Origin of the sequence: Streptomyces sp. NPDC002088, assembly GCF_040296605.1 — a bacterium.
Lineage (GTDB): Bacteria > Actinomycetota > Actinomycetes > Streptomycetales > Streptomycetaceae > Streptomyces.
This window is the reverse complement of the sequence record NZ_JBEOXO010000008.1, coordinates 361,773-383,202: the sequence shown is the minus strand read 5'-3', so window position 1 is coordinate 383,202 and position 21,430 is coordinate 361,773. Positions and strand designations below refer to the sequence as shown.

Here is a 21,430-nt window from a genome sequence, read left to right as displayed (position 1 = left end):
CGACCGGGGCCACAGCTCGGCCGCCTTCCCTCCGAACCCGGCCTGGTCGCACGGGAGTTCGTGCACGAAGACCCGCCGGGCGCGCCGCGCGGGCGTGCGTGCCGGCAGGGCACGGGAGGGCGTCGCCGAGGTGACGAACGTTCAGGACCGGACGTCCACCGTCCCCGACGACTACAAGGACTTCCCGCGCTGCCCTGACCAGCACCCGCTTCGACGTGCCGCGGCTGCCCTGCGCACCGTGAGACACACTTTGACCATGCTGGAGACCTCCGCACGACTGCTGCGCCTGCTCTCGCTCCTCCAGGCCCACCGCGAGTGGTCCGGGGCCGAGCTGGCCGACCGGCTCGGCGTCACCGCGCGCACGGTGCGCCGGGACGTGGACCGGCTGCGTGAGCTGGGCTACCCGGTCAACGCCAGCCCCGGCACGGGCGGCGGCTATCAGCTGGGCGTGGGTGCCGAGCTGCCGCCCCTCCTGCTGGACGACGACGAGGCGGTCGCCGTCGCGGTGGGGCTGCGCACGGCCGCCGGGCAGGGCATCGAGGGCATCGGCGAGACCTCCGTACGCGCCCTCGCCAAGCTGGAGCAGGTCCTGCCGCACCGGCTGCGCCGCCGGGTGGGCGCCCTCAACGCCTTCACCGTGCCCATGCTGCGCGGACCGCAGCCCTCGGCCGTCGACCCGGCCGTGCTGACCGAACTCGCCCACCTCTGCCGGGATGCCGAGCGCCTGCGCTTCGACTACCGGGGACACGACGGCGCCCCCACCCGCCGTACCGTCGAACCACACCGTCTGGTGTGCACCGAGCGCCGCTGGTACCTGGTCGCCTGGGACCTCGACCGAGAGGACTGGCGTACGTTCCGCGCCGACCGCATCAAGCCCAGGCCGCCGCACGGCCCGCGCTTCACGCCCCGCGAGCCGCCAGCCGAGGACCTCGCCGCGTACGTCTCCCAAGGCGTCTCCACGCGCGCGTACGCCTCGCACGCCGTCATCCGCCTGCTGGTGCCGCTGCACGAGGCCGCCGAGCGGGTCTCGCCCTCCTCCGGCACGCTGGAGGCCGACGGCGACGACGCCTGCATCCTGCGCACCGGGGCCGCGAGCCTGGACGTGATGGTCGTTCACGTCATGATGACGGGCCTCGCGTTCGAGGTGCTGGAGCCCGTCGAACTCACCGAGGCGATCAGGACGGCCCGGGACCGGCTTGATGCCGCCCTGGCTCGGGCCGCGGCGCCACGCCCGCGTGCTCCGGGTGATGCAGGTCGAACGCCGGGGACTCGGAGCGGATCCGGGGCAGCGTCGTGAAGTTGTGCCGGGGCGGCGGGCACGAGGTCGCCCACTCCAGGGAGCGGCCGAAGCCCCAGGGGTCGTCGACCTCGACCTTCTCGCCGTACTTGGCGGTCTTCCAGACGTTGTAGAGGAAGGGCAGCGTGGACATGCCGAGCAGGAAGGCGCCGATGGTCGAGACGGTGTTCAGGGCGGTGAAGCCGTCGGCGGCGAGATAGTCGGCGTACCGGCGCGGCATCCCCTCCGCGCCCAGCCAGTGCTGCACCAGGAACGTGGTGTGGAAGCCCACGAACAGCGTCCAGAAGTGGATCTTCCCCAGCCGCTCGTCGAGCATCTTCCCGGTGAACTTCGGCCACCAGAAGGAGAAGCCGGCGAAGATCGCGAACACGACCGTGCCGAAGACGACGTAGTGGAAGTGCGCGACCACGAAGTACGAGTCCGTGACGTGGAAGTCCATCGGCGGCGACGCCAGGATCACCCCGGTCAGGCCGCCGAACAGGAACGTCACCAGGAAGCCCACCGCCCACAGCATCGGCGTCTCGAAGGACAGCGAGCCCTTGAGCATGGTCCCGGTCCAGTTGAAGAACTTCACGCCCGTCGGCACCGCGATCAGGAACGACATGAAGGAGAAGTACGGCAGCAGCACCGCGCCCGTCGCGAACATGTGGTGCGCCCACACCACCACCGACAGACCCGTGATCGCCATCGTCGCGCCGACCAGTGTCAGATAGCCGAAGATCGGCTTCCGGCTGAAGACCGGGATGATCTCGCTGATGATGCCGAAGAACGGCAGCGCGATGATGTACACCTCGGGATGCCCGAAGAACCAGAACAGGTGCTGCCACAGCAGCGCGCCGCCGTTGGCCGCGTCGAACACCTGCGAGCCGAACCGCCGGTCCGCCTCCAGCACCAGCAGCGCCGCCGCCAGCACCGGGAACGCCAGCAGGATCAGGATCGACGTGAACAGCGTGTTCCAGGTGAAGATCGGCATCCGGAACATCGTCATGCCCGGGGCGCGCATCCCGATGATGGTGGTGATGAAGTTGACCGCGCCGAGGATCGTCCCGAAGCCGGCCAGCGCCAGGCCCATGATCCACAGGTCGGACCCGACACCGGGCGAGCGCACCTCGCTGTTGAGCGGGGCGTAGGCGAACCAGCCGAAGGCGGCCGGGCCGTCGGGCACGAGCAGCGAGCCGAGCACGATCAGACCGCCGAAGAGGAACAGCCAGTACGACAGCATGTTCAGCCGCGGGAAGGCGACGTCGGGGGAGCCGATCTGCAACGGCATCAGCTCGTTGGCGAAGCCCGCGAAGCTCGGCGTCGCGAACAGCAGCAGCATGATCGTGCCGTGCATGGTGAACAGCTGGTTGAACTGGTTGTTGTCCACGATCTGGAGTCCGGGCCGGGCGAGTTCGGCCCGCATCAGCAGCGCCATGACCCCGCCGACCAGGAAGAACGCGAACGACGTGATCAGATAGAGGTGGCCGATCTTCTTGTGGTCGGTGGTGGTCAGCCAGTCGACGACCACCCGGCCACGCTGGTTGGTCCGCACGGGTCGTGCCGCCGCATGAACGGTCTCCGTCCCCATCGCTCGCCCCTCCGCTCGCCGTGCCCCGGGCCCGCAGAAGCCCGCGCCGTACGTGTGCCCACGGACTCACGCCATGATGCTCGCGCCGCCGCGCGCCCAACAGGGGGCGTAAGGGGGTTCTGTGGTGGAGCCGTGTATTTCTTATGCGGCATCAGGTGTCGCGGCCCGCGCGGAATCGGAATGGAACATTAATCCGGGGCGGCTCTCCCGGCACTTTCCGTCGCCCTATTTACCGGGTCGGGCCGACACGCGGGAATTACGTTCGAATACGTGCGGAAGGCGTACGCAACCGCTCGTTCGTGTGACGGAGTTCGGCCGACACGCGTGTCGTGATCCTGTGACAGAAGTGTGACCAGAGTGATCCACGCCGCCGGTCCGGCTTCCGGGAGAGCCGCTCACGGCCTAGCGTGGCGGTATGGCACCGATTCCCACTCCGCCAGCGGAGCCCCAGGACAGTCCGGCCGGGTATGTCGGCCTCGAGGCCGGGCGGGCCGAGCGGCTCGCGCGCGAGCGGGGGTGGACGACGGTGCGCTCGCTGGCGCCGGGGACGATCATCACCATGGAGTACCGCGTGGGGCGGCTGAACTTCGAGGTGAAGGACGGCAGGGTGACGCGGTCCTGGAAGGGCTGAGGCACCACCGACAAGGGCTGAGGCACAACTGATGACGAAGGCCCCGGCTCCCGGGACGCGGGAGCCGGGGCCTTCGTCGTGCGTTGTGCGGGGCCGGGCTGTGCGTACCGGCAGCCCCCGCCGTACGTGGTGGTCAGCCGCCTGTCACGGGGCGGGCCGCCGAGGCGGCCGTGCCACGCGGCAGGCGGTCCGAGTGGGGCGGGCGGCGGCTGCCCGCCGGGGTGACCGGGGTGCGTTCCGAGCGGGTGCTGTGCGGGCCGGGGGCCAGGTGGGCGGGGGCCCGCGGCGGGCGGGGCGGGGCGACCGTCTCGCGGGCCGCGGGTGCCTCCGTCTCGCGGGCCGCGGGTGCCTCGTCCTGGGCCGGGGCGCGCGGCTTGAGCAGCACCGGAGCGGTCGGCGCCAGGCTTCCCGGGGTTGCGGTGACAGGTACAGGCTGACGGGTGCGCCAGCGGTCGCGCAGGTCGAAGAGGGCGGTCTCGGCGCGGGCGACCAGGGGCTCGGTCCACGGCAGTGCCAGCAGGATCAGCAGACCCGCGGCCCAGCCGAGGACGACGTCGCTCAGCCAGTGCGTACCGAGGTAGACGGTGGTCAGGCCGACGCCGAGCGAGGTCACCGCGGAGAGCGCGGACAGCCAGCGGCGCGCTCTCGGCGTGGAGGCCAGATACGCCAGAATCCCCCAGGTCACCACCGCGTTGGCGGTGTGGCCGCTGGGGAATATATCGCCGCCCAGACCCATCTCGTTCGAGCCGATGGTGGTCGCGTAGTGCGGTCCGAGCCGGCCCATGCCCAGCTTGGCGGCGCCGACCGTGATGTTCAGCAGCAGCAGCGAGGTGCCCAGCATCAGCAGCGGGCGCAGTGTGTGCTGCCGCCAGGAGCGCCAGCCCAGCCAGGCCGCGACCATCACGGCCGTCGGGCCGCGCTGGCCGAGGACGACGTAGTAGTCGAGGAAGGCGTGGATCTCCGGCCACTGCTGGTACGGCCGGAAGAACATGACCTGCCAGTCGAGCCGGACCAGCCACGAGGTGATCACCACGGCCCACACGATCGCCAGATAGAAGGCCAGGGTCGCGCTGAAGAGTACGAGCCGGTGTCGGCTCATCTTCGGCACATCGATGTGGGCCGGTCGTTCCGGCTCACGGTCCAGCCTGGTGAACACCCGGTCCAGACGGGTGAGGTTTCGTTCGGTACGCACCCAATGGACGTTACAGCGAGTGAGCTCTGTTCCCGGGCGATTCAGCGGCTTTGTGATGACGATGTGATGTGGGATTCCTCTCAGGAGGAGGTCTATTTCCTGGGATTCCCCAATGCCGCACGACCGCCTCCTGTAATTCCTTTGATCATCCCAGAGGGTAGTTTCATGCCGCTTATGAATTCGTTCACCGAATCCTCGGGTGGATTTCCGCGACCGCTCACCGTCGGTCAAAGTTGATCATGGTGGACCGGAGCCGTTCAGCCAGAACGCCCCGTACACGGCCGACAACGCTGCGACACCGCCCACCATCAGCGCCGACCTCGCCGTACGCAGCCGGGCCAGGGCCACGGCGAGAGGCAGCAGCAGCGGGAACGCGGGCAGCAGCAGACGCGGTTTCGAACCGAAGTAGCTCGACGCGCACAGGGCGAGCGCGGTGACGACACCCGTGTACACCAGCAGCGGGAGCGGCTGACGCTGCCGCACGCCGACGACGTACAGCCAGATCACCAGGCCGACCCCGACGATCAGCCCGACGCCGGCCAGGGCCGATGGAATTGACGTGAACTTGTCGCCGACGAAGCGGGCGAAGGCGTAGCCGCCGTCGAAGCCGTTACGCCAGCCGGCCTGGACGTCGAGGTAGCCGAGCGGGCCCTTGCCGGTGTGGTGGCCGACCCACAGGACGTAGGCGGCGGCACCGAGGGGGGCGAGGAGCATGGCGAGGGCGCGCCGGGCGGGGGAGGGGGCGTGCATCTCTATGTGTGCGCCGTGCGGGCGAGCATCGCTGCGCGTTCGCACGAACGAGGCGATCCCCGCCGCCCACACCGCGGCGACCACGGCGAGCCCGACCGGCCGCGTCAGCCCGGCCAGCGCGGCCAGCAGGCCGGCCGTGAGCCAGCGGCCGGTCAGTACCGCGTACAGCGACCAGGCGGCGAGCGCCGTGAACAGTGACTCGCTGTATGCCATCGACTGAACGATCCCGACCGGCAGGACCGCCCACAGCAGCACGGCGCACACGCCGGCCCGGCGCCCGTGAACGAGGTCCGCCACCGCGAAGATCCCCCAGGCCGCGGCGAGCGAGGCGAGCAGACTGACGGTGAAGCCGGCGCCCGCGTACGACAGCGGGGTGGCCGCGTGCAGCAGCCGCTCCAGCCAGGGCAGCAGCGGGAAGAAAGCGAGGTTGGAGTGGACGTCGCCGTTCGGCAGCCGCACCTCGTAGCCATAGCCCAGCTCGGCGACCCTCGTGTACCACAGCGAGTCCCAGCGGGCAGTCAGCAGCGTGTACGCGCTCTTGCCGCGCGCGCCGCTCCACAGGGCCAGCGCGAGCAGGCCCAGGGCGCGTACGGCCGCGTACCCCAGGAGGGCCGGAGCCGCCCGGCGCAGGGCGGCGGAGCGCGGGGGTGCCGCACGCGTCTCAAGATCGGTCACGGGCTCGATTATCGACCGCACCCGGAACCGGACGGCTCGCCGGGGCGTACTGGGGGGTGAGGGGAGTGGCGTACGCCACATCGGTTGCGTGGCGAGGGTGAGAGGTCCGCCACTCGGCACGGGGACGAACTCGCGTACATTGGCGAGTCACTCGCATGCGTTTGCGCGGGCCGGAGACCACCGCTCCTCTCCGGCCGAGTCGCGGGGGAGTCCCCAACCCCGTGAGCCCGCCGCACCGCGAGGGATCACCTTGGAGGTACGTGCATGTCCCAGACGACCACGGCCGCCGCTGCGCTGCGCCGTCGGGCGGCCGGGGCCGGTACCGGTGCCAACCGCTGGGTCGTCCTCGTCGTCCTGTGCGTCAGCCTGCTCCTCGTCGCCGTCGACGCGACCGTGCTGCACGTGGCGGTGCCCGCCGTCACCGAGGACCTCCGGCCCGGCGCCATGGAGCTGCTCTGGATCGTCGACACCTATCCCCTTGTCTGTGCCTCGCTGCTGATCCTTTTCGGCACGCTCGGCGACAAGGTGGGCCGCAGACGGATCCTTCTCCTCGGCTACACGCTGTTCGGCGTCGCCTCCGGCCTGGCGGCACTGGCCCAGGACGCTCAGGTGCTGATCCTCGCGCGGGCGCTGCTCGGCGTGGGCGGCGCGATGATCATGCCCGCGACGCTGTCGATCCTGCGGCAGGTCTTCCCGGACCGGCGCGAGCGGGCGCTCGCGATCGGCATCTGGAGCGCGGTGGCCGCGGTGGGCGCGGCGGTGGGCCCGCTGCTGGGCGGTTTTCTCCTCGAACACTTCTGGTGGGGGTCGGTCTTCCTCGTCAACATCCCGCTGATGCTGGTCAGCCTGCCGGTCGGGCGGTTGCTGCTGCCCGAGTCGAAGGGGGCCGACGACGGGCCCTGGGACGTGGTCGGCGCGCTGATGGCGGCGGCCGGGCTGTTCGGGGTGGTCCTCGGCGTGAAGCGGCTCGGCGGCGGGGAACCGGCCGGGAGCGTGAGCACGGTGGTGCCGCTGGTGGTGGGCGCGGTGCTGCTGGTTCTTTTCGTACGACGGCAGCGGCGCCGTACGCATCCGCTGGTGGACCTGCGGATGTTCGCGCGGCCGGCGTTCAGTACGTCGGTCGGGTGCATCGTGCTGGCGATGCTCGCGCTGGTGGGCCTTGAGCTGATCGCGGCGCAGTACCTGCAGCTCGTGCTGGGTCTGTCCCCTCTCCAGACGGGGCTGCGGCTGCTCCCCCTGACGGTCGCCGCGATGGCGTCCGGGCTGGCGGGGGCGCGGCTGCTGCGGCGGTTCGGGCCGCGGCGGATGGTGTGCTTCGGCTTCTGCCTGACGGCGGCCGCGGTGGTGACGCTGACGGCGATGGGCGGCGACGACAACGCAGGGCTGCTGCTCGTCGGGTTCCTGCTGCTGGGCTTCGGCCTGGAGATGACGCTGTTCGGGGCGTACGAGTCGATGCTGAGCGAGGCGCCGTCGGCGCAGGCGGGCGGGGCCGCGGCGGTCGGGGAGACGTCGTACCAGTTGGGGGCCGGGATCGGGATCGCGTTGCTCGGCAGCGTGATGAACGCCGCGTACACACCAGGGCTGGCGGGAGTGTCGGGGGTGCCGGCGTCGGACAGGGTGGCGGCGGGACATTCACTGGGTGAGGCGTACGAGGTTGCCGGGCGGCTCGGGGGGTCGGCCGGGGCGGCCTTGCGCAGGGCGGCTCGCGACTCTTTCGTGCACGGACTGCATGTCACGTTGTTCGTGAGCGCGGGGTTGCTGCTGCTGGGGGCGGTGCTGGCGTTGCGGTTGCCGCGGGTGATGCAGTGCGAGAGCGCTGCCGCCGTGGAGCTCCCTGCCCCCAGGGAAGTAGCAGAGTCCCGCGTCTCGGCTTGAGCGGCGTCCTGGATGCAGGGCTCACTCCCGCTCAGTCTGTAGGAACGGTGGACGTAGGGGACACTGCGTCGTAACGTCGGCGGCGGTCGAGCCGTAACTAGCGGTGCTAGTTTTAAGTTGCCGGAGGGTGTCCCATGTCCGCGTCCTCGAAGTTGCCCCCGTTCGACCCTGCCGACCCCCTCGGCATCGACGATCTGCTCGACCCCGAGGACCTGGCCATCCGGGACACCGTGCGGAGCTGGGCCGCGGACCGCGTCCTGCCGTATGTCGCCGAGTGGTACGAGAAGGGGGAACTGCCCGGCATCCGGGAGCTCGCCCGCGAGCTCGGTGGACTCGGCGCGCTGGGGATGTCGCTCAGCGGGTACGGCTGCGCGGGCGCCACCGCCGTGCAGTACGGGCTGGCCTGCCTGGAGCTGGAGGCCGCCGACTCCGGCATCCGGTCCCTCGTCTCCGTACAGGGGTCACTGGCCATGTACGCCATCCACCGGTTCGGGAGCGAGGAGCAGAAGCAGCGCTGGCTGCCCGGCATGGCCGCCGGTGAGGTCATCGGATGCTTCGGGCTCACCGAGCCCGACCACGGCTCCGACCCCGCCGCCATGCGCACGTACGCCAAGCGCGACGGCTCCGACTGGGTGCTCAACGGGCGGAAGATGTGGATCACGAACGGGTCGGTAGCCGGGGTGGCCGTCGTGTGGGCGCAGACCGACGACGGGATCCGGGGGTTCGTCGTACCCACCGGCAGCGCGGGGTTCTCCGCCCCGGAGATCAAGCACAAGTGGTCCCTGCGCGCCTCCGTGACCAGTGAGCTCGTCCTCGACGACGTACGACTCCCGGCCGACGCCGTCCTTCCCGGCGTGACCGGGCTCCGCGGACCCCTCAGCTGCCTCTCCCACGCCCGCTACGGCATCGTCTGGGGCGCGATGGGTGCCGCGCGCGCCTCCTTCGAGACCGCCGTCGCGTACGCGAAGACGCGGGAGCAGTTCGGGCGGCCCATCGGGGGGTTCCAGCTCACCCAGGCCAAGCTCGCCGACATGGCGGTCGAGCTGCACAAGGGGATTCTGCTCGCCCATCACCTGGGGCGGCGCATGGATGCCGGCCGCCTGCGTCCCGAGCAGGTCAGCTTCGGCAAGCTCAACAACGTACGGGAGGCCATCGAGATCTGCCGTACGGCGCGGACGATCCTCGGTGCCAACGGGATCTCCCTGGAGTACCCCGTGATGCGGCACGCGACGAACCTCGAGTCGGTGCTGACGTACGAAGGCACCGTCGAAATGCATCAGCTCGTGCTGGGCAAGGCGCTCACCGGGCTCGACGCCTTCCGGTGAACCGGGCCGGGGCGGGGCCGGTGAGCGGCCCTGCCTCAGCTCTGGTTGAAGAAGCCGTCCGAACGGTGCGCGGCCGGTTCACCGTTCACGACCTCCGTGTCGGCGGGGGTGAGCAGGAACACGCGGGTGGACACACGCTCGATCGAGCCGCGCAGTCCGAAGATCAGTCCGGCCGCGAAGTCGACGACCCGTTTGGCGTCCGCCGCCTCCATGGCCGTGAGGTTCACGATGATCGGGACGCCTTCCCGGAACATCTCGCCGATGGCGCGGGCATCCCGGAAGCTGTCCGGGGTGACCGTGCCGATCCGGCGGCCCTTCTCCTCGGCCGTGTCCGTGGCCACCTTCACTCGGGGGTCGGTGACCCAGGCGTCCCTGGAGTCGGTCCCCTCGGAGTACTCGTCGTCGTAGTAACGCTCGTCATCGTTGTCGTCGACGAGGCCAAGCCAGGCACTCGCCTTGCGCACCGATCCCATGGACGCCTCCTCTCACAGCGGTCATTCTTGCTTTCCGCATCTCTATGGTCGTCCATGATGCGGATGTCGCGCCAAGTGGATAGACGCCGCACGGGGGGTTTGTGACGTTACTGGTGCACAGCCGATCCGTCGAGAGCCCGCGTTTCCCAAGGGTCTTGCCGTGTGCGGCTGCTGACTGTGAGTGAAATATGATTGTCATGGCGTCCGGGTGACGGGCGGTGCGTACGGGTGAACGGAGTGGCCTATACGATGCCGCAGCTCAACGCCGTACACACCGCGGGGGATCGTCGTGTTCGGAATCGTCAGGCCATGCAGTCACCGCCTCGGTGAGGGGCTCAAGTCCCAGTGGATGGCGCATTTGTGCGGGCTCTGTCTCGCGTTGCGCTCGGACCACGGACAGTTCGCGAGGATCGTGACGAACTATGACGGGCTTCTCATATCCGTTCTGACGGAGGCTCAGGCCGACCCGACCGCGGGCGGACAGCGGCGTACGGCGGGGCCCTGCCCCTTGCGCGGTATGCGCACCGCTTCCGTCGTGCACGGCGAGGGGGCCCGGCTCGCGGCCGCCGTCTCGCTGGTGCTCGCCTCGGCCAAGGTGCACGACCATGTCGCCGACCGGGACGGACTGCTGGCGCGGCGGCCGGTGGCGCTCGCCGCGCGCCGGGTCGCCCGGAGCTGGGGGCGGGCGGGTGCCCGGAGCGGCTCCGCCGTCGGGTTCGACACCGCCGTACTCGTCGACGCGGTGGACCGGCAGATCGGTCTGGAGGCCCTTGCGGGACCGGGCACGCCGATCCTGGAGGTCACCGAACCCACCGAGACCGCCACCGCGGCGGCCTTCGCGCACACCGCGGTACTGGCGGGGCGGCCGGGCAACGCCGGGCCGCTCGCCGAGGCCGGACGGCTGTTCGGACGGCTCGCGCATCTGCTGGACGCCGTCGAGGACAGGCAAGCTGACGCCGCGTCGGGCGCCTGGAACCCCCTCACCGCGACCGGCACCTCGCTCACCGAAGCCCGCCGTCTCGCCGACGACGCGCTGCACGGCATCCGGCTCGCCCTGCGCGAGGTGGACTGGGGGCCCGGGGTCTCCCCGGAGAAGCACAGCACGGACGGCAAGCTGGCCCATCTGCTGCTCGCGCACGAGCTGCGACGCTCGGTGGACCGGGCGTTCGGGACGGAGTCCTGCGGGCATGCGCCGGAGGGGGTCTTCGGGCGTGCGCCGCGGAGTGCGTTCGGGCATGCGCCGGACGGTGTGTTCCGGCATGCGCCGGAGGGTGCCTTCGGGCCGCCGCGGCAGGGCGCGCCGTACGACCCGCAGGGGCCCCACGCGCCGCAGACTCCCGGCAGTCCTCGCGGCGGCAACCCCTTCGGCGGTGAGCCGCCGCGGCCCGGCAAGCGGGGCTTGTGGGCCGGGTGCGCGGCCGCGATCGGGCTGTGCTGCACCTGCAAGGTGTGCTGTGCCGACGAGTACGAGGGACCGTGGTCGCGGAAGAAGCGCGAGGGGTGGTGCAGCGACTGCGGTGACTGCGACTGCTCCTGCTGCGAGGCCTGCCAGTGCTGTGAATGCTGCGAGTGCTGCTCGTGCTGCGACTGCGGGCTGTGACCGCGCCCGGTGACATGACGTCGGTGTCCTTGTATACCTGCCCCGTGAGTGCGGGCGTCGACCTGCGCTTCCGCGCGGGCCTTGTTTCGGCTGGGTAAAACAAAAACATGATCGGGTGACCGGTGCCCGGCGGGGCTCGTTGGTCGGCCAGCAGAGCTATTTCTGCGTTCTGCTTCCGACCAACTCACCACCCACTTAAGGCACTTCAGTGGACCCAGCCACAGGCCGCAAGGCCCCCCGCACCATTCGCACCAGACTCCTGAGGATCCTCGGCCTCGCCCTCGCGGTCCTGCTGGCGCTGCTCGGCGCCGCGGCCGCCGAGCAGATCTCCGCCTACCGCAACGCCGCCGCCACCGCGGACAACGCCCGGCTGGAGATCACCCTCCAGGGCCTCGTCCACGAGCTGCAGAAGGAGCGCGGGCTCACCACCGGATACGTGGGCGGGGTCAAGCAGTTCCGCGCCAAGCTGCCGGCCCAGCGCAAGGCGACCGACGCCGCGCGCGGTGACCTCGACGCGGCGCTGCACGGGCGTGGCGACGCGGCCGCCGGAGCCGTGCGTGAGTCCCTCGGCCGGCTCGACGGGCTGGCCGGGATCCGCAAGCACGCCGACGACGGCACGGGCGTGGTCAAGGCCACCTTCGACTACTTCACCACGACGATCACCGTCCTCGACCGGCTCGACCTCGGTCTGGGCGCGGTGCACGACGGGCAGCTGCGCGACGCCTACCAGACGCTCCAAGTCCTGGGCAACGCCAAGGAGTTCACCGGCGAGGAGCGGGCCATCGTGCTCGGTTCGGTGCGTGCCGGACGGTTCCGCGGCGACGACTACAGCCGCTTCATGGAGATCCGTGCCGGGCGCCTCGCCGCCCTCGACGACTTCCCGCGCTCGGCCACCGACGCCCAGGAACGCCGCCTGGACGCGGCGCTGACCACCCCCGACGCGGAGGACGCCCTGTCGTACGAGAGCGTCGCGGTGCACGCCGGCGGACGGCTGAAGTGGGACGACATCCCGCCCATGGCCTGGTGGGGCTCCATGACCTCGACCATCAACGGATTGCGGGACGTGCAGGTCTCCCTCGGTACGGACGTCGAGAACCGTGCCGCCGAGCTGGAGAGCGCCGCGCAGCGCGACCTGCTGCTGTTCCTGCTGCTCGCGCTCGGCACGGTCGCCGCACTCGGCGCCCTCGCCCTCGACTGCGTACGGTCCGTCTCCGCACCGCTCACCGAACTCGCCCAGCAGGCCCGGGAGGTGGCGGGCGACCGGCTGCCGCAGGCCGTGGCCGCCGTGCAGAACGCGAACTCCGGTGAGAACCCCGAACCACCCGCGCCGCTTGCCGTGCCCGCCGGCGCCGGAGCCGAGGTCCGGGAGGTCGCCGAGGCGTTCGACCGTGTCCAGCGCGCGGCCTTCGACCTCGCCACCGAACAGGCCGTGCTGCGGCGCAACACCACCGACTCGCTGGTGAGTCTCGGCCGCCGCAACCAGAACCTGGTTCGCCGTCAGATCAGCTTCATCAACAGGCTGGAGCACGAGGACGCCGACCCCGCGACCCTCGCCAACCTCTTCGAACTGGACCACCTGGCCACCCGTATGCGCCGCAACGCCGAAAGCCTCCTCGTGCTGGCCGGGGAGTCCAGCCCCCGGCCCTGGTCCACCCCGCTCGCCATCACCGATGTGCTGCGCGCCTCGCTCTCCGAGGTCGAGGAGTACCGCCGGGTCACCCTGCGCCGTATCGAACCCGCGTACGTCACCGGTTCCGTCGTCGCCGAGATCTCCCATCTGCTGGCCGAGCTGGTCGAGAACGCGCTGAGCTTCTCGCCGCCGGACTCGGACGTGGAGATCGAGGGGCGGCGCACCAGCGCCGGGTATCTGGTCGCGATCGTCGACCACGGGCTCGGCATGGACACCCAGGCCCTCGCCGAGGCCAACGTACGGCTCTCCGGGACCGCCAGCTTCATGGCCGAACCCACCCGGTTCCTGGGCCACTTCGTGGTCGGTGCGCTCGCCCGTAAGTGCGGTATCGAGGTACGGCTCGGGGAGGCGCCGGCGGCCGGTGTGGTCGCGCGGGTGCTGATCCCCACGAACCTGCTCACCGAGGCCCCGCAGCGGAAGGCCGCGGGCAAGTCCGCGGCGGGCGCGCCGGCGGCGGGCGCATCGGCTGCGCTTCCGGTACCGCGCAAGGAGACGCCTGCGCCCAAGGCCACGGCCACCGAGCTCGTCTCCGTGGCGGCGGACGCGAAGCCCGGCGAGAGCAGGACCGCGGGCGCCAGGGGCACCTCCGCCGCCCGCACCCGCAACGGCCTCGTCAAGCGGCCGAGGCGCAGTGCGATCGCGGAGGCGGTCAGCGAGACCGACCGCCCCAGCCGCCCCGCCCCCGCCGGGCCGACGCCCGACCGCAGTCCCGAGGCGGTCTCCGGTCTGCTGTCCACCCTGCGCAGCGCGCACATGCGGGGCGGCATCAGCGTCGAGAAGGAGAAGGAAAAGGCCAAGGCCAGGGCCGATGAGCAGCAGGCAACCGACACCGACACCAGCGAGGGTGACGCCAAATGACCACTGTCGACACCCCCAACGACTCGCACACCTTCAACTGGCTGCTCGCCAACTTCGTCAAGAGCACCGACGGGGTACGGGACGCGGTCGCCGTCTCCTCCGACGGGCTGCTGATCGCCGTGTCGGACGGGCTCGGGCGGACCGAGGCCGACCATCTCGCCGCCATCGTCTCGGGGCTGAGCAGCCTGGCGCGCAGTGCGTCCAAGCGATACAGCTTCGACGGGGTCAAGCTGATCATGATCGAGATGGGGCGGGGCTTTTTGCTCGTCTCGGCGATCCGGGACGGCAGCTGTCTCGGCGTCCTCGCCGACTCGAGCGGCGAACTCGGCCTGGTCGGCTATGAGATGGCGGTGCTCGCGGAACGGGCCGGCGATCTGCTGACGCCGGTACTCATCGCCGACCTGCGGCAGGCGTTGCCCCGGTGAGCGGCGAACATCCCCTCGAAGACACGGAGGACGCGGACTTCGTCCGGCCGTTCATCATCACCGGCGGCCGGGCCGAGCCCCTCCAGGCCGATCTGCGCCTGGAGACGCTGGTCGTCGCCGTCGGTGTACCCGACGAGACGCTGACGTTCGAGCGGCGGCACATCGTCGCCGTATGCGAGCGGCCGACGACCGTCGCCGAGGTGGCGGACCGTGTCGGCGTACCCCTCGGAGTCGCCAAGGTGCTGATCTCCGACCTCGTCGTCGCCGGGCAACTGGCCTGTCGGCAACCCGCGGAGCTGCCGCTCCAGATGCTCGAAAGGATCAGGGACCATGTCCGGGCGCTCTGACAGGATCGTGCCGCTGGCCGTGAAGATCGTGGTCAGTGGGGGGCTCGGGGTCGGCAAGACGACCTTCATCGGGGCCATTTCGGAGATCGAGCCGCTGGACACGGAGGCGGCGATCACTCAGGTCTCGGTGGGTGTGGACTCCCTCGTCGGTGTCGAGTCCAAGACCACGACGACCGTCGCACTCGACTTCGGGCGGATCACGCTCGATCCGACGATCGCGCTGTATCTGTTCGGTACGCCCGGGCAGGACCGGTTCTCGTTCCTGTGGGACGACCTGGTGGAGGGCGCTCTCGGCACGGTTGTCCTCGCGGACACCCGGCGGATCGAGGACTGTTTCCCGGCCGTCGACTATTTCGAGGCGCAGGGGGCGCCGTTCGTCCTCGCCGTGAACCGCTTCGATGACGCGGAGCGGTTCGAGCTGGAGGAGGTGCGGGAGGCGCTCGGGTTGGGGGCGGATGTGCCTGTGCTGGAGTGTGATGCGCGGGAGCGGGGGGCTGTACGGGATGTGTTGGGAGCGCTGATGGACCGGGTGATCGGTGTGCGGGCCGCTCCTCGGCGGCGGGCGGCGGCGATGGTGCGGTAGCGCTGCGCTGTGCTGTGCGGGTCATCGCCGGGTGCGGGTGCGGTCCGTTGCCGGGTGCGGGCCGGTCGTGGCTGGTCGCGCCCACGCGGCGGAGCCGCACAGTGTCACAGCCCCGCGCCCCTGAAAGGTGCGTGGATCCCCGCGCCCTTGTAGGGGGCGCGGGGCGTCTCTCTAGTTCTTCAGTTCCGCCGGTGAGATCTCCGACTTCGTGATTGCTGAACCCGTCGTGCCCCACTTCTTCAGGATCCTGGCGTATGTGCCGTCCGCGAGGAGCTTGTTCACCGCGGCCTGGAAGGCCGGGGCCAGCTTGGTGCCTTTCTTGAAGGCGAAGCCGACGTCCAGGCGGTGGTACTCGTTGAGGAACTTCACGCCCGTCTGGTGGGCGACGGCGTAGCGGAGGCCGTTGATGGTGGACATCACGACGTCGCTGCGGCCCTGCTGGACCGAGGACCAGATCGCGCCGGACTCGCTGTAGGTCTGCACCTTGTACGCCTTCTTGCCGGCGTCGGTGCAGACGTGCTTGTTCTCCTCGAGCGTGGCCTCGAAGGTGGTGCCGGCGCCGGTGGCGATGTTCAGGCCGCACAGCTGCGTCAGATCGGTCACCTTGGACAGCTTGCTGTCCTCGCGGGTGGCGAAGCCCTGGCCGTCGTTGATGTAGGTGACGAAGTCGATCGTCTTGCGCCGCTCGTCGGTCACGCCGAAGTTGCTGGCGCCGAAGTCGTACTTGCCGCTGTCGAGGGCGGGCAGGATCGCCTCGAAACCGGCCTGCTCCGTCTTGAGCTTGATGCCGAGCACCTTCGCGACGGCGTTGGTGAAGTCGACGTCCTGGCCGGTCAGGGTCTTGCCGTCGTCCAGGTAGGTGGTGCCGGGCGGGGTGCCGCCCACGGACACGGCGACGGTCAGGCTCGTCACGCCGGACGGGAGCAGCTGGGCGGCCGCCTCGTCCTTCTGGATGCCGGAGACGAGGTCCGTGGTGGGGATCTTGTCGGAGTTCGCCGCGGCCTGCGCGGTTCCGCCGGCGGAGGAGTCGGCGGAGTCGGCGCCGGAGCCGCAGGCGGTGAGAAGCAGGGTTGCGGAAGTAATGGCAATAAAGGGCGTAAAAAGGGCTTTACGGGTACGTGCGGACGTACGGCGCATGGTGTTCGGTCTCCTGGAAGCAGAACGCTGAAACAGAAGGCGGGGAAGCGCGGAGCGAGGGGAGGGTGCGCGTGTGAAGGCGAGGAGGGAAAACGCTAAGAGGCGCCTGCTGGAATCAGGGCGCGCAGTGGGTCAGCTCAACAGGAACAGGACCACACGCGACCGAAGTCGATGTGGGAGCGGGTGACCAGCCACTGCTGTGGATGCATGGGCCAAGTGGAACAGGTCCCCGGTTCCGCGTCAACTGACTTGAGACGTACCGCTCACAGTGTGGACGGCCTTGACAGTGAGGGGAAACGCCCACGTACTCTCGATGAACGGCCCTGCTGAGGGGCTCGGCCGTGCAGCGCCGCGCGGCGCGCCCGTGTGAAGGCAAACCACCCGTGTTCGACCTTCCCCCACTCTCGGCTTCGTTCGAGCGGGGGGACCCCACCACGGAGCCTTCCGATGTCTTCCGACACCCTCGCAAAAGCCTCCGCCGCACCGGACATACCGGAGCACGCGGACACCCTGCGGATCGTTCCGCAGCGCCGTCTCGGACAGTGGGCGGCCGCTGTCGTCGTCCTCGCCCTGCTCGGGTTGGCCGTCAACTCCGTTCTGCGCAACGAGGCGTTCCAGTGGGACGTCGTCGCCGACTACTTCACCTCGGACGCGGTACTGCGCGGTCTGTGGCTCACGCTGTGGCTGACCGCGGTCGTGATGGCGCTCGGGTTCGCGCTGGGCACACTCCTCGCCGCGGCCCGGCTGTCCGCCAACCCGGTCCTGAGGGCGGTGAGTTGGGGGTACGTCTGGCTGTTCCGGTCGATCCCGATCCTGGTGCAGCTGCTGCTGTGGTTCAACATCGGGGCGCTGTATCCGCAGATCCTCGGCGTGAAGACCGTCAACCTGCTCGGCCCCGTCACCGTCGCCATCATCGGTCTCACCCTGCACGAGGCCGCCTACGCCGCCGAGGTCGTCCGCGGCGGCATCCTCTCCGTCGACCGCGGCCAGATCGAGGCCGCGCAGGCACTCGGTCTGAGCCGGTGGCGCCGCTGGTGGCGGATCGTGCTCCCGCAGGCGATGCGCTCCATCGTGCCGCCGGCCGGGAACATGCTGATCGGCACCCTCAAGGGCACCTCCATCGTCAGCGTCATCGCCGTCCAGGACCTGCTCTTCTCGGTGCAACTCGTCTACCACCGCACTTACCAGGTCATCCCGCTGCTGATGGTGGCCACGATCTGGTACACCGTCGTCACCTCGGTGCTCAGCGCCGGCCAGTACTACGTCGAGAAGCACTACGCGCGCGGTTCGGGGCGCACCCGATGACCGCGTCCGGGCCCTCGTCAGGGCCGTCCTCGTCCAGGCCGTCTCTGGTGATCGTGGGGGCCGGGCCGCGGGGGACCGGTCTCATCGAGCGGATCGCCGCCAACGCGCCCGAGTTGTACGCCGGTTCGGGCCTCGACATCCATCTGGTCGACCCCCATCAGCCGGGCGCCGGGCGTATCTGGCGGCAGGCGCAGTCACCGCTGCTCTGGATGAACTCGCACGCCGAGGACGTCACCATGTTCACCGACGAGACGGTGACCATGGCCGGACCCGTGGGCGAGGGGCCCACGCTGCACGAGTGGGCCGGCATCGACGGCCGTACCTTCGCGGACCGGCAGCTCCAGGGCGCGTACCTGAGCTGGGTCCACGACCGGGCCGTGGCCGCGCTGCCCCCGGAGATCACCGTCCATCACCACCCGCGGCGCGCCCTGCGGGTCGGCGGAGCGCGCGAGGGGCGCCAGCAGGTATGGCTGGAGGGGCTTGCCCGGCCCCTCCTCGCCGACCTCGTCGTGCTCGCCCTGGGCCATCTCGACGCAGAACTCGACGACGAGCAGCGTGCGTTGGCGTCGTACGCCCGTGAGCACCGGCTCGTGCACCTCCCGCCGGACTTCACAGCCGACAGCGACCTGTCCGCGCTGGGGGCCGGTGAGCCCGTCCTCGTGCGCGGCTTCGGGCTGGCCTTCGTCGACCTGATGGTGCTGCTCACCGAGGGGCGCGGCGGGCGGTACGAGGGGGACACGTACGTGCCGTCGGGGCGGGAGCCGGTGCTGTACGTCGGTTCGCGGCGCGGAGTGCCGTACCACTCGAAGATCGGTTACGACCTCAGTGGCGAACGGCCGCCGTTGCCCCGGTTCCTGGGGCCCGCCGAGGTCGACGCACTGCTCGCCCGGCCGGACCGCTTCGACTTCCGGCGCGATGTCTGGCCGCTGGTCGAGAAGGAGCTGGGCTTCGCTCACTACCACCGGCTGTTCACGGCCCACCCCGAGCGGACCAGCGTCGCCTGGACCGACTTCGAGGAGAAGTACGCGGCCGCCGACGCCGTGGAGCGCGAGGCGCTCGTGTCGTCCGCCGTGCCCGACCCGCGGGACCGGCTCGACCTCGCCGCGCTCGACCACCCGCTGGACGGGATGCGGTACGCCACGCACGAGGACCTCCAGGAGGGGTTGCGCGGCTACATCGAGGATGATCTGAGACGACGTCATGATCCGTCGCACAGCGCCGACCTGGCCGTCTTCCTCGGACTGCTGTCCGTCTACGGGCAGCTGGTGCGGCTCGGTGACATCGGCCCCTGGTGGCACGGATTCTTCAGCTACCTCGCCTCCGGGCCGCCCGGGCCCCGGCTGCGACAGATCCCGGCGCTCTCCAGGGCCGGCATCCTGAAGTTCGTCGGCGCCGACATGAGCGTCAGGGCCGAGGACGGGGTGTTCCGGGCGTCCAGTGCCACCGTGCCCGGCTTCTCCGTCGAGGCCCGCGCACTGGTCGAGGCGCGGCTGCCCGAGCCCACCCTCGGGCGCGCCCGCGACCCGCTGCTGCGCGGGCTGCACACCGACGGCGCCGCCGAGACCCCCGACGGGCTGCTCCGCGTGGACCCCGTGGACGGGCGGGTGCTGGACCGGGCCGGCCGGCCGCATCCCCGGCGCTTCGCGCTCGGGCCCTTCACCGACGGCCGTACCCCCGGCGCGTTCACCCGGCCGCGCACCGGCGGGCCCGCGTTCCGGCAGAACGACGCCACCGCACGGGCCGCGCTGGCCTTCCTGCGGGACCTGGCCTGTCGCGCCGCCGCGTAGCCACCGCTCCCGGCCCACCGAACTTCACTCCACACCAAGGGATTCACGCGATGAGCGTCATGGTCGACATCAGGTCCGTGCACAAGAGCTTCGGCCCGCTGGAGGTCCTCAAGGGCATCGACCTCGCGGTGCGCACCGGAGAGGTCACCGTGATCCTCGGGCCCTCCGGCTCCGGCAAGTCGACGCTGCTGCGCACCATCAACCATCTGGAGAAGGTGGACCGGGGCGCGATCAGCGTCGACGGATCTCTCGTCGGCTACCGGCGCTCCGGCGACAAGCTGCACGAACTGCCCGAGCGCGAGGTGCTGAGGCAGCGCACGCAGATCGGCTTCGTCTTCCAGAACTTCAACCTCTTCCCGCACCTCACCGTGCTGGACAACGTCATCGAGGCGCCGGTCTCCGCGCTGAAGCGGCCGCGCAGGGCGGCGGTGGAGGCCGCACGCCGACTCCTGGACCGGGTGGGGCTCGCCGACAAGGCCGACGCCTATCCCCGGCAGCTCTCCGGTGGACAGCAGCAGCGGGTCGCCATCGCGCGGGCCCTCGCGCTGGAGCCGAAGCTGCTGTTGTTCGACGAACCGACCTCCGCGCTCGACCCGGAGTTGGTCGGCGAGGTCCTCGACGTCATCAAGGACCTGGCCCACCAGGGCACCACGATGATCGTCGTCACCCACGAGATCGGCTTCGCGCGCGAGGTCGCCGACACGGTCGTGTTCATGGACGACGGACGCATCGTCGAGCAGGGTGCCCCCGGCGACGTACTGGACCGTCCCCGGCACGAGCGGACACAGGCATTTCTCTCCAAGGTGCTGTGAGCAAGGTGGCTCACCGCAGAAAGGGTTCACCCACATGACCTCATCGCACGGCCGGGGGCTGCTGCACCTGGCCGCCGCCCTCGACCAGCCGACGGCCCACGACGTCGGCTCCTATGTCGAGTTGGCGCGGCTCGCCGAGCGCGGGGGCCTCGACTTCGTGACGCTGGACGACACCTTCGCCCGCCCCGGGCCCGACGCGCTCGCCATGCTCTCCCGCGTGGCCCCCGCCACCCACCGCATCGGCCTCGTTCCCACCGTCACCACCACCCACACCGAGCTCTTCCACGCCCAGGCGGCCGTCGCCACCCTCGACCGGGTCAGCCGCGGCCGGGCGGGCTGGCGGATCGACGTGTCGACGACGGAGAGGGAGGCCCGCCTCCACGGCCGCGGGCCCGCCGCCGCGGCCGACGCGCTGTGGCGGGAAGCCGGTGAAGTCGCCGACACGGCGGCGAAGTCGTGGGACAGCGGGGAGGACGACGCCGGGATACGGGACCCGGCGACCGGCCGCCTGATCGACCGGGACAAGCCGCACCACGTCGACTTCACCGGCACAGCCTTCTCGGCGAAGGGCCCCTCGATCGTGCCGCGCCCCCCGCAGGGCCACCTGATCCGCGTGGTCGACGCCACCGACGGGTACGCCCGGCGCACCGCGGCCCGGTACGCCGACGTCGCCCTGGTGCGCGCTGCCAACACGGCCCAGGTGGGCGCCGTACGGGACGAACTGCGCCTGAGGGCCACCGAGTCGGGCCGCGACCCCGACGGCCTGCGCGTCCTCGCGAGCCTCCTCGTCGACCTCGGCGGCGGCGAGTACGCGGCCGAGCCCGGCCACGGCGGAGGCGGCCCCCGGCAGACCGCGCAGGGCCCGCTGTACCGCGGCGGCCCCGTCGACCTCGCCGAACTGATCGCCACCTGGCACCGGGACGGCACCGTCGACGGCTTCCACCTCACCCCCGTCGAACCGCACCGCGACCTGGAGCGGCTGGTCAACGGCACGGTGGCGCTGCTCCAGCACCGTGGCCTGTTCCGCACCTTCTACCCGGGCAGCACGCTCCGGGAGCACCTGGCCCTGCCCCGCCGGCCGGCCCGCCGGGACAGGAA

Annotated in this window: 16 protein-coding genes and 2 pseudogenes; 13 read left to right on the top strand and 5 right to left on the bottom strand. The window is 70.7% G+C overall.

Annotated elements, in window-relative coordinates; all coding sequences use genetic code 11:
• Positions 1-256: 256 nt before the first annotated feature.
• Positions 257-1,297: a helix-turn-helix transcriptional regulator gene (locus ABT114_RS20300; protein WP_351144187.1), complete on the top strand. Its 1,041-nt coding sequence runs from the start codon at positions 257-259 to the stop codon at positions 1,295-1,297.
• Here the strand turns inward: ABT114_RS20300 and ctaD are convergent.
• Positions 1,296-2,867 (bottom strand): annotated as a pseudogene (gene ctaD / locus ABT114_RS20295) (aa3-type cytochrome oxidase subunit I); the annotation flags it as partial. The gene ABT114_RS20300 and the pseudogene ctaD overlap by 2 nt on opposite strands.
• A gap of 415 nt (positions 2,868-3,282) precedes the next feature.
• On the opposite strand from ctaD, the gene ABT114_RS20290 reads away from it, so the two are divergent.
• Positions 3,283-3,498 (top strand): I78 family peptidase inhibitor, encoded by a 216-nt coding sequence (locus ABT114_RS20290; protein ID WP_351144186.1) that lies wholly within the window; start codon positions 3,283-3,285, stop codon positions 3,496-3,498.
• A gap of 133 nt (positions 3,499-3,631) precedes the next feature.
• Here ABT114_RS20290 and ABT114_RS20285 read toward each other — a convergent pair whose 3' ends face one another.
• Positions 3,632-4,690 carry a phosphatase PAP2 family protein gene (locus ABT114_RS20285; RefSeq protein ID WP_351144185.1) on the bottom strand — a complete coding sequence of 353 codons (1,059 nt, stop codon included), beginning with the start codon at positions 4,688-4,690 and terminating at the stop codon, positions 3,632-3,634.
• A 237-nt stretch (positions 4,691-4,927) separates the two neighbouring features.
• Complete coding sequence (locus ABT114_RS20280; RefSeq protein ID WP_351144184.1) at positions 4,928-6,115, bottom strand: mannosyltransferase family protein; 1,188 nt, start codon at positions 6,113-6,115, stop codon at positions 4,928-4,930.
• 264 nt (positions 6,116-6,379) lie between these two features.
• Between ABT114_RS20280 and ABT114_RS20275 the strand changes: the two genes are divergently transcribed.
• Entirely contained in the window at positions 6,380-7,990 is a 1,611-nt protein-coding gene (locus tag ABT114_RS20275; protein WP_351144183.1) for an MFS transporter, read from the top strand.
• A gap of 134 nt (positions 7,991-8,124) precedes the next feature.
• Positions 8,125-9,315, top strand: coding sequence for an acyl-CoA dehydrogenase family protein (locus ABT114_RS20270; RefSeq protein WP_351144182.1), 1,191 nt, complete (start codon positions 8,125-8,127; stop codon positions 9,313-9,315).
• A 35-nt stretch (positions 9,316-9,350) separates the two neighbouring features.
• On the opposite strand, the gene ABT114_RS20265 is transcribed toward ABT114_RS20270, so the two are convergent.
• Positions 9,351-9,788, bottom strand: a complete 438-nt coding sequence (locus ABT114_RS20265) for a cell division protein SepF (RefSeq protein WP_351144181.1) — start codon at positions 9,786-9,788, stop codon at positions 9,351-9,353.
• A gap of 289 nt (positions 9,789-10,077) precedes the next feature.
• Between ABT114_RS20265 and ABT114_RS20260 the strand changes: the two genes are divergently transcribed.
• The 5 genes from ABT114_RS20260 to ABT114_RS20240 all read left to right on the top strand — a co-directional run bounded on the left by ABT114_RS20260 (position 10,078) and on the right by ABT114_RS20240 (position 15,291).
• A complete protein-coding gene (locus tag ABT114_RS20260) occupies positions 10,078-11,388 on the top strand; it encodes a DUF5685 family protein (RefSeq protein WP_351144180.1) in 1,311 nt (436 codons plus the stop codon).
• Between the two features lie 208 nt (positions 11,389-11,596).
• Entirely contained in the window at positions 11,597-13,936 is a 2,340-nt protein-coding gene (locus tag ABT114_RS20255; protein WP_351144179.1) for a sensor histidine kinase, read from the top strand.
• Complete coding sequence (locus ABT114_RS20250; protein WP_351144178.1) at positions 13,933-14,361, top strand: roadblock/LC7 domain-containing protein; 429 nt, start codon at positions 13,933-13,935, stop codon at positions 14,359-14,361. Before ABT114_RS20255 ends, ABT114_RS20250 begins: the two co-directional genes overlap by 4 nt.
• Positions 14,358-14,708, top strand: a complete 351-nt coding sequence (locus tag ABT114_RS20245) for a DUF742 domain-containing protein (protein WP_351144177.1) — start codon at positions 14,358-14,360, stop codon at positions 14,706-14,708. The genes ABT114_RS20250 and ABT114_RS20245 overlap by 4 nt, the downstream gene beginning before the upstream one ends.
• Positions 14,692-15,291: a GTP-binding protein gene (locus ABT114_RS20240; protein ID WP_351144176.1), complete on the top strand. Its 600-nt coding sequence runs from the start codon at positions 14,692-14,694 to the stop codon at positions 15,289-15,291. Before ABT114_RS20245 ends, ABT114_RS20240 begins: the two co-directional genes overlap by 17 nt.
• Before the next feature lie 171 nt (positions 15,292-15,462).
• Here ABT114_RS20240 and ABT114_RS20235 read toward each other — a convergent pair whose 3' ends face one another.
• A complete protein-coding gene (locus ABT114_RS20235; RefSeq protein ID WP_351144175.1) occupies positions 15,463-16,428 on the bottom strand; it encodes an ABC transporter substrate-binding protein in 966 nt (321 codons plus the stop codon).
• Positions 16,429-16,875: 447 nt separating this feature from the next.
• Here ABT114_RS20235 and ABT114_RS20230 point away from each other — a divergent pair, with 447 nt between their 5' ends.
• The 4 genes and pseudogenes from ABT114_RS20230 to ABT114_RS20215 all read left to right on the top strand — a co-directional run.
• Complete coding sequence (locus tag ABT114_RS20230) at positions 16,876-17,733, top strand: amino acid ABC transporter permease (RefSeq protein ID WP_351144174.1); 858 nt, start codon at positions 16,876-16,878, stop codon at positions 17,731-17,733.
• Positions 17,730-19,520, top strand: coding sequence for an FAD/NAD(P)-binding protein (locus tag ABT114_RS20225; RefSeq protein WP_351144173.1), 1,791 nt, complete (start codon positions 17,730-17,732; stop codon positions 19,518-19,520). The genes ABT114_RS20230 and ABT114_RS20225 overlap by 4 nt, the downstream gene beginning before the upstream one ends.
• 50 nt (positions 19,521-19,570) lie before the next feature.
• Positions 19,571-20,332, top strand: coding sequence for an amino acid ABC transporter ATP-binding protein (locus tag ABT114_RS20220; protein ID WP_351144172.1), 762 nt, complete (start codon positions 19,571-19,573; stop codon positions 20,330-20,332).
• A gap of 34 nt (positions 20,333-20,366) precedes the next feature.
• Positions 20,367-21,407: pseudogene (locus tag ABT114_RS20215) on the top strand (LLM class flavin-dependent oxidoreductase); the annotation flags it as partial.
• Positions 21,408-21,430: the final 23 nt, after the last annotated feature.

What these genes read in the sequence shown, in the direction of transcription:
- ABT114_RS20300 (WP_351144187.1), top strand. Translation starts at nt 257, where the DNA reads ATGCTGGAGACCTCCGCACGACTGCTGCGCCTGCTCTCGCTCCTCCAG.
- ABT114_RS20290 (WP_351144186.1), top strand. Translation starts at nt 3,283, where the DNA reads ATGGCACCGATTCCCACTCCGCCAGCGGAGCCCCAGGACAGTCCGGCC.
- ABT114_RS20275 (WP_351144183.1), top strand. Translation starts at nt 6,380, where the DNA reads ATGTCCCAGACGACCACGGCCGCCGCTGCGCTGCGCCGTCGGGCGGCC.
- ABT114_RS20270 (WP_351144182.1), top strand. Translation starts at nt 8,125, where the DNA reads ATGTCCGCGTCCTCGAAGTTGCCCCCGTTCGACCCTGCCGACCCCCTC.
- ABT114_RS20265 (WP_351144181.1), bottom strand. Translation starts at nt 9,788, where the DNA reads ATGGGATCGGTGCGCAAGGCGAGTGCCTGGCTTGGCCTCGTCGACGAC.
- ABT114_RS20250 (WP_351144178.1), top strand. Translation starts at nt 13,933, where the DNA reads ATGACCACTGTCGACACCCCCAACGACTCGCACACCTTCAACTGGCTG.
- ABT114_RS20240 (WP_351144176.1), top strand. Translation starts at nt 14,692, where the DNA reads ATGTCCGGGCGCTCTGACAGGATCGTGCCGCTGGCCGTGAAGATCGTG.
- ABT114_RS20235 (WP_351144175.1), bottom strand. Translation starts at nt 16,428, where the DNA reads ATGCGCCGTACGTCCGCACGTACCCGTAAAGCCCTTTTTACGCCCTTT.
- ABT114_RS20230 (WP_351144174.1), top strand. Translation starts at nt 16,876, where the DNA reads ATGTCTTCCGACACCCTCGCAAAAGCCTCCGCCGCACCGGACATACCG.
- ABT114_RS20225 (WP_351144173.1), top strand. Translation starts at nt 17,730, where the DNA reads ATGACCGCGTCCGGGCCCTCGTCAGGGCCGTCCTCGTCCAGGCCGTCT.
- ABT114_RS20220 (WP_351144172.1), top strand. Translation starts at nt 19,571, where the DNA reads ATGAGCGTCATGGTCGACATCAGGTCCGTGCACAAGAGCTTCGGCCCG.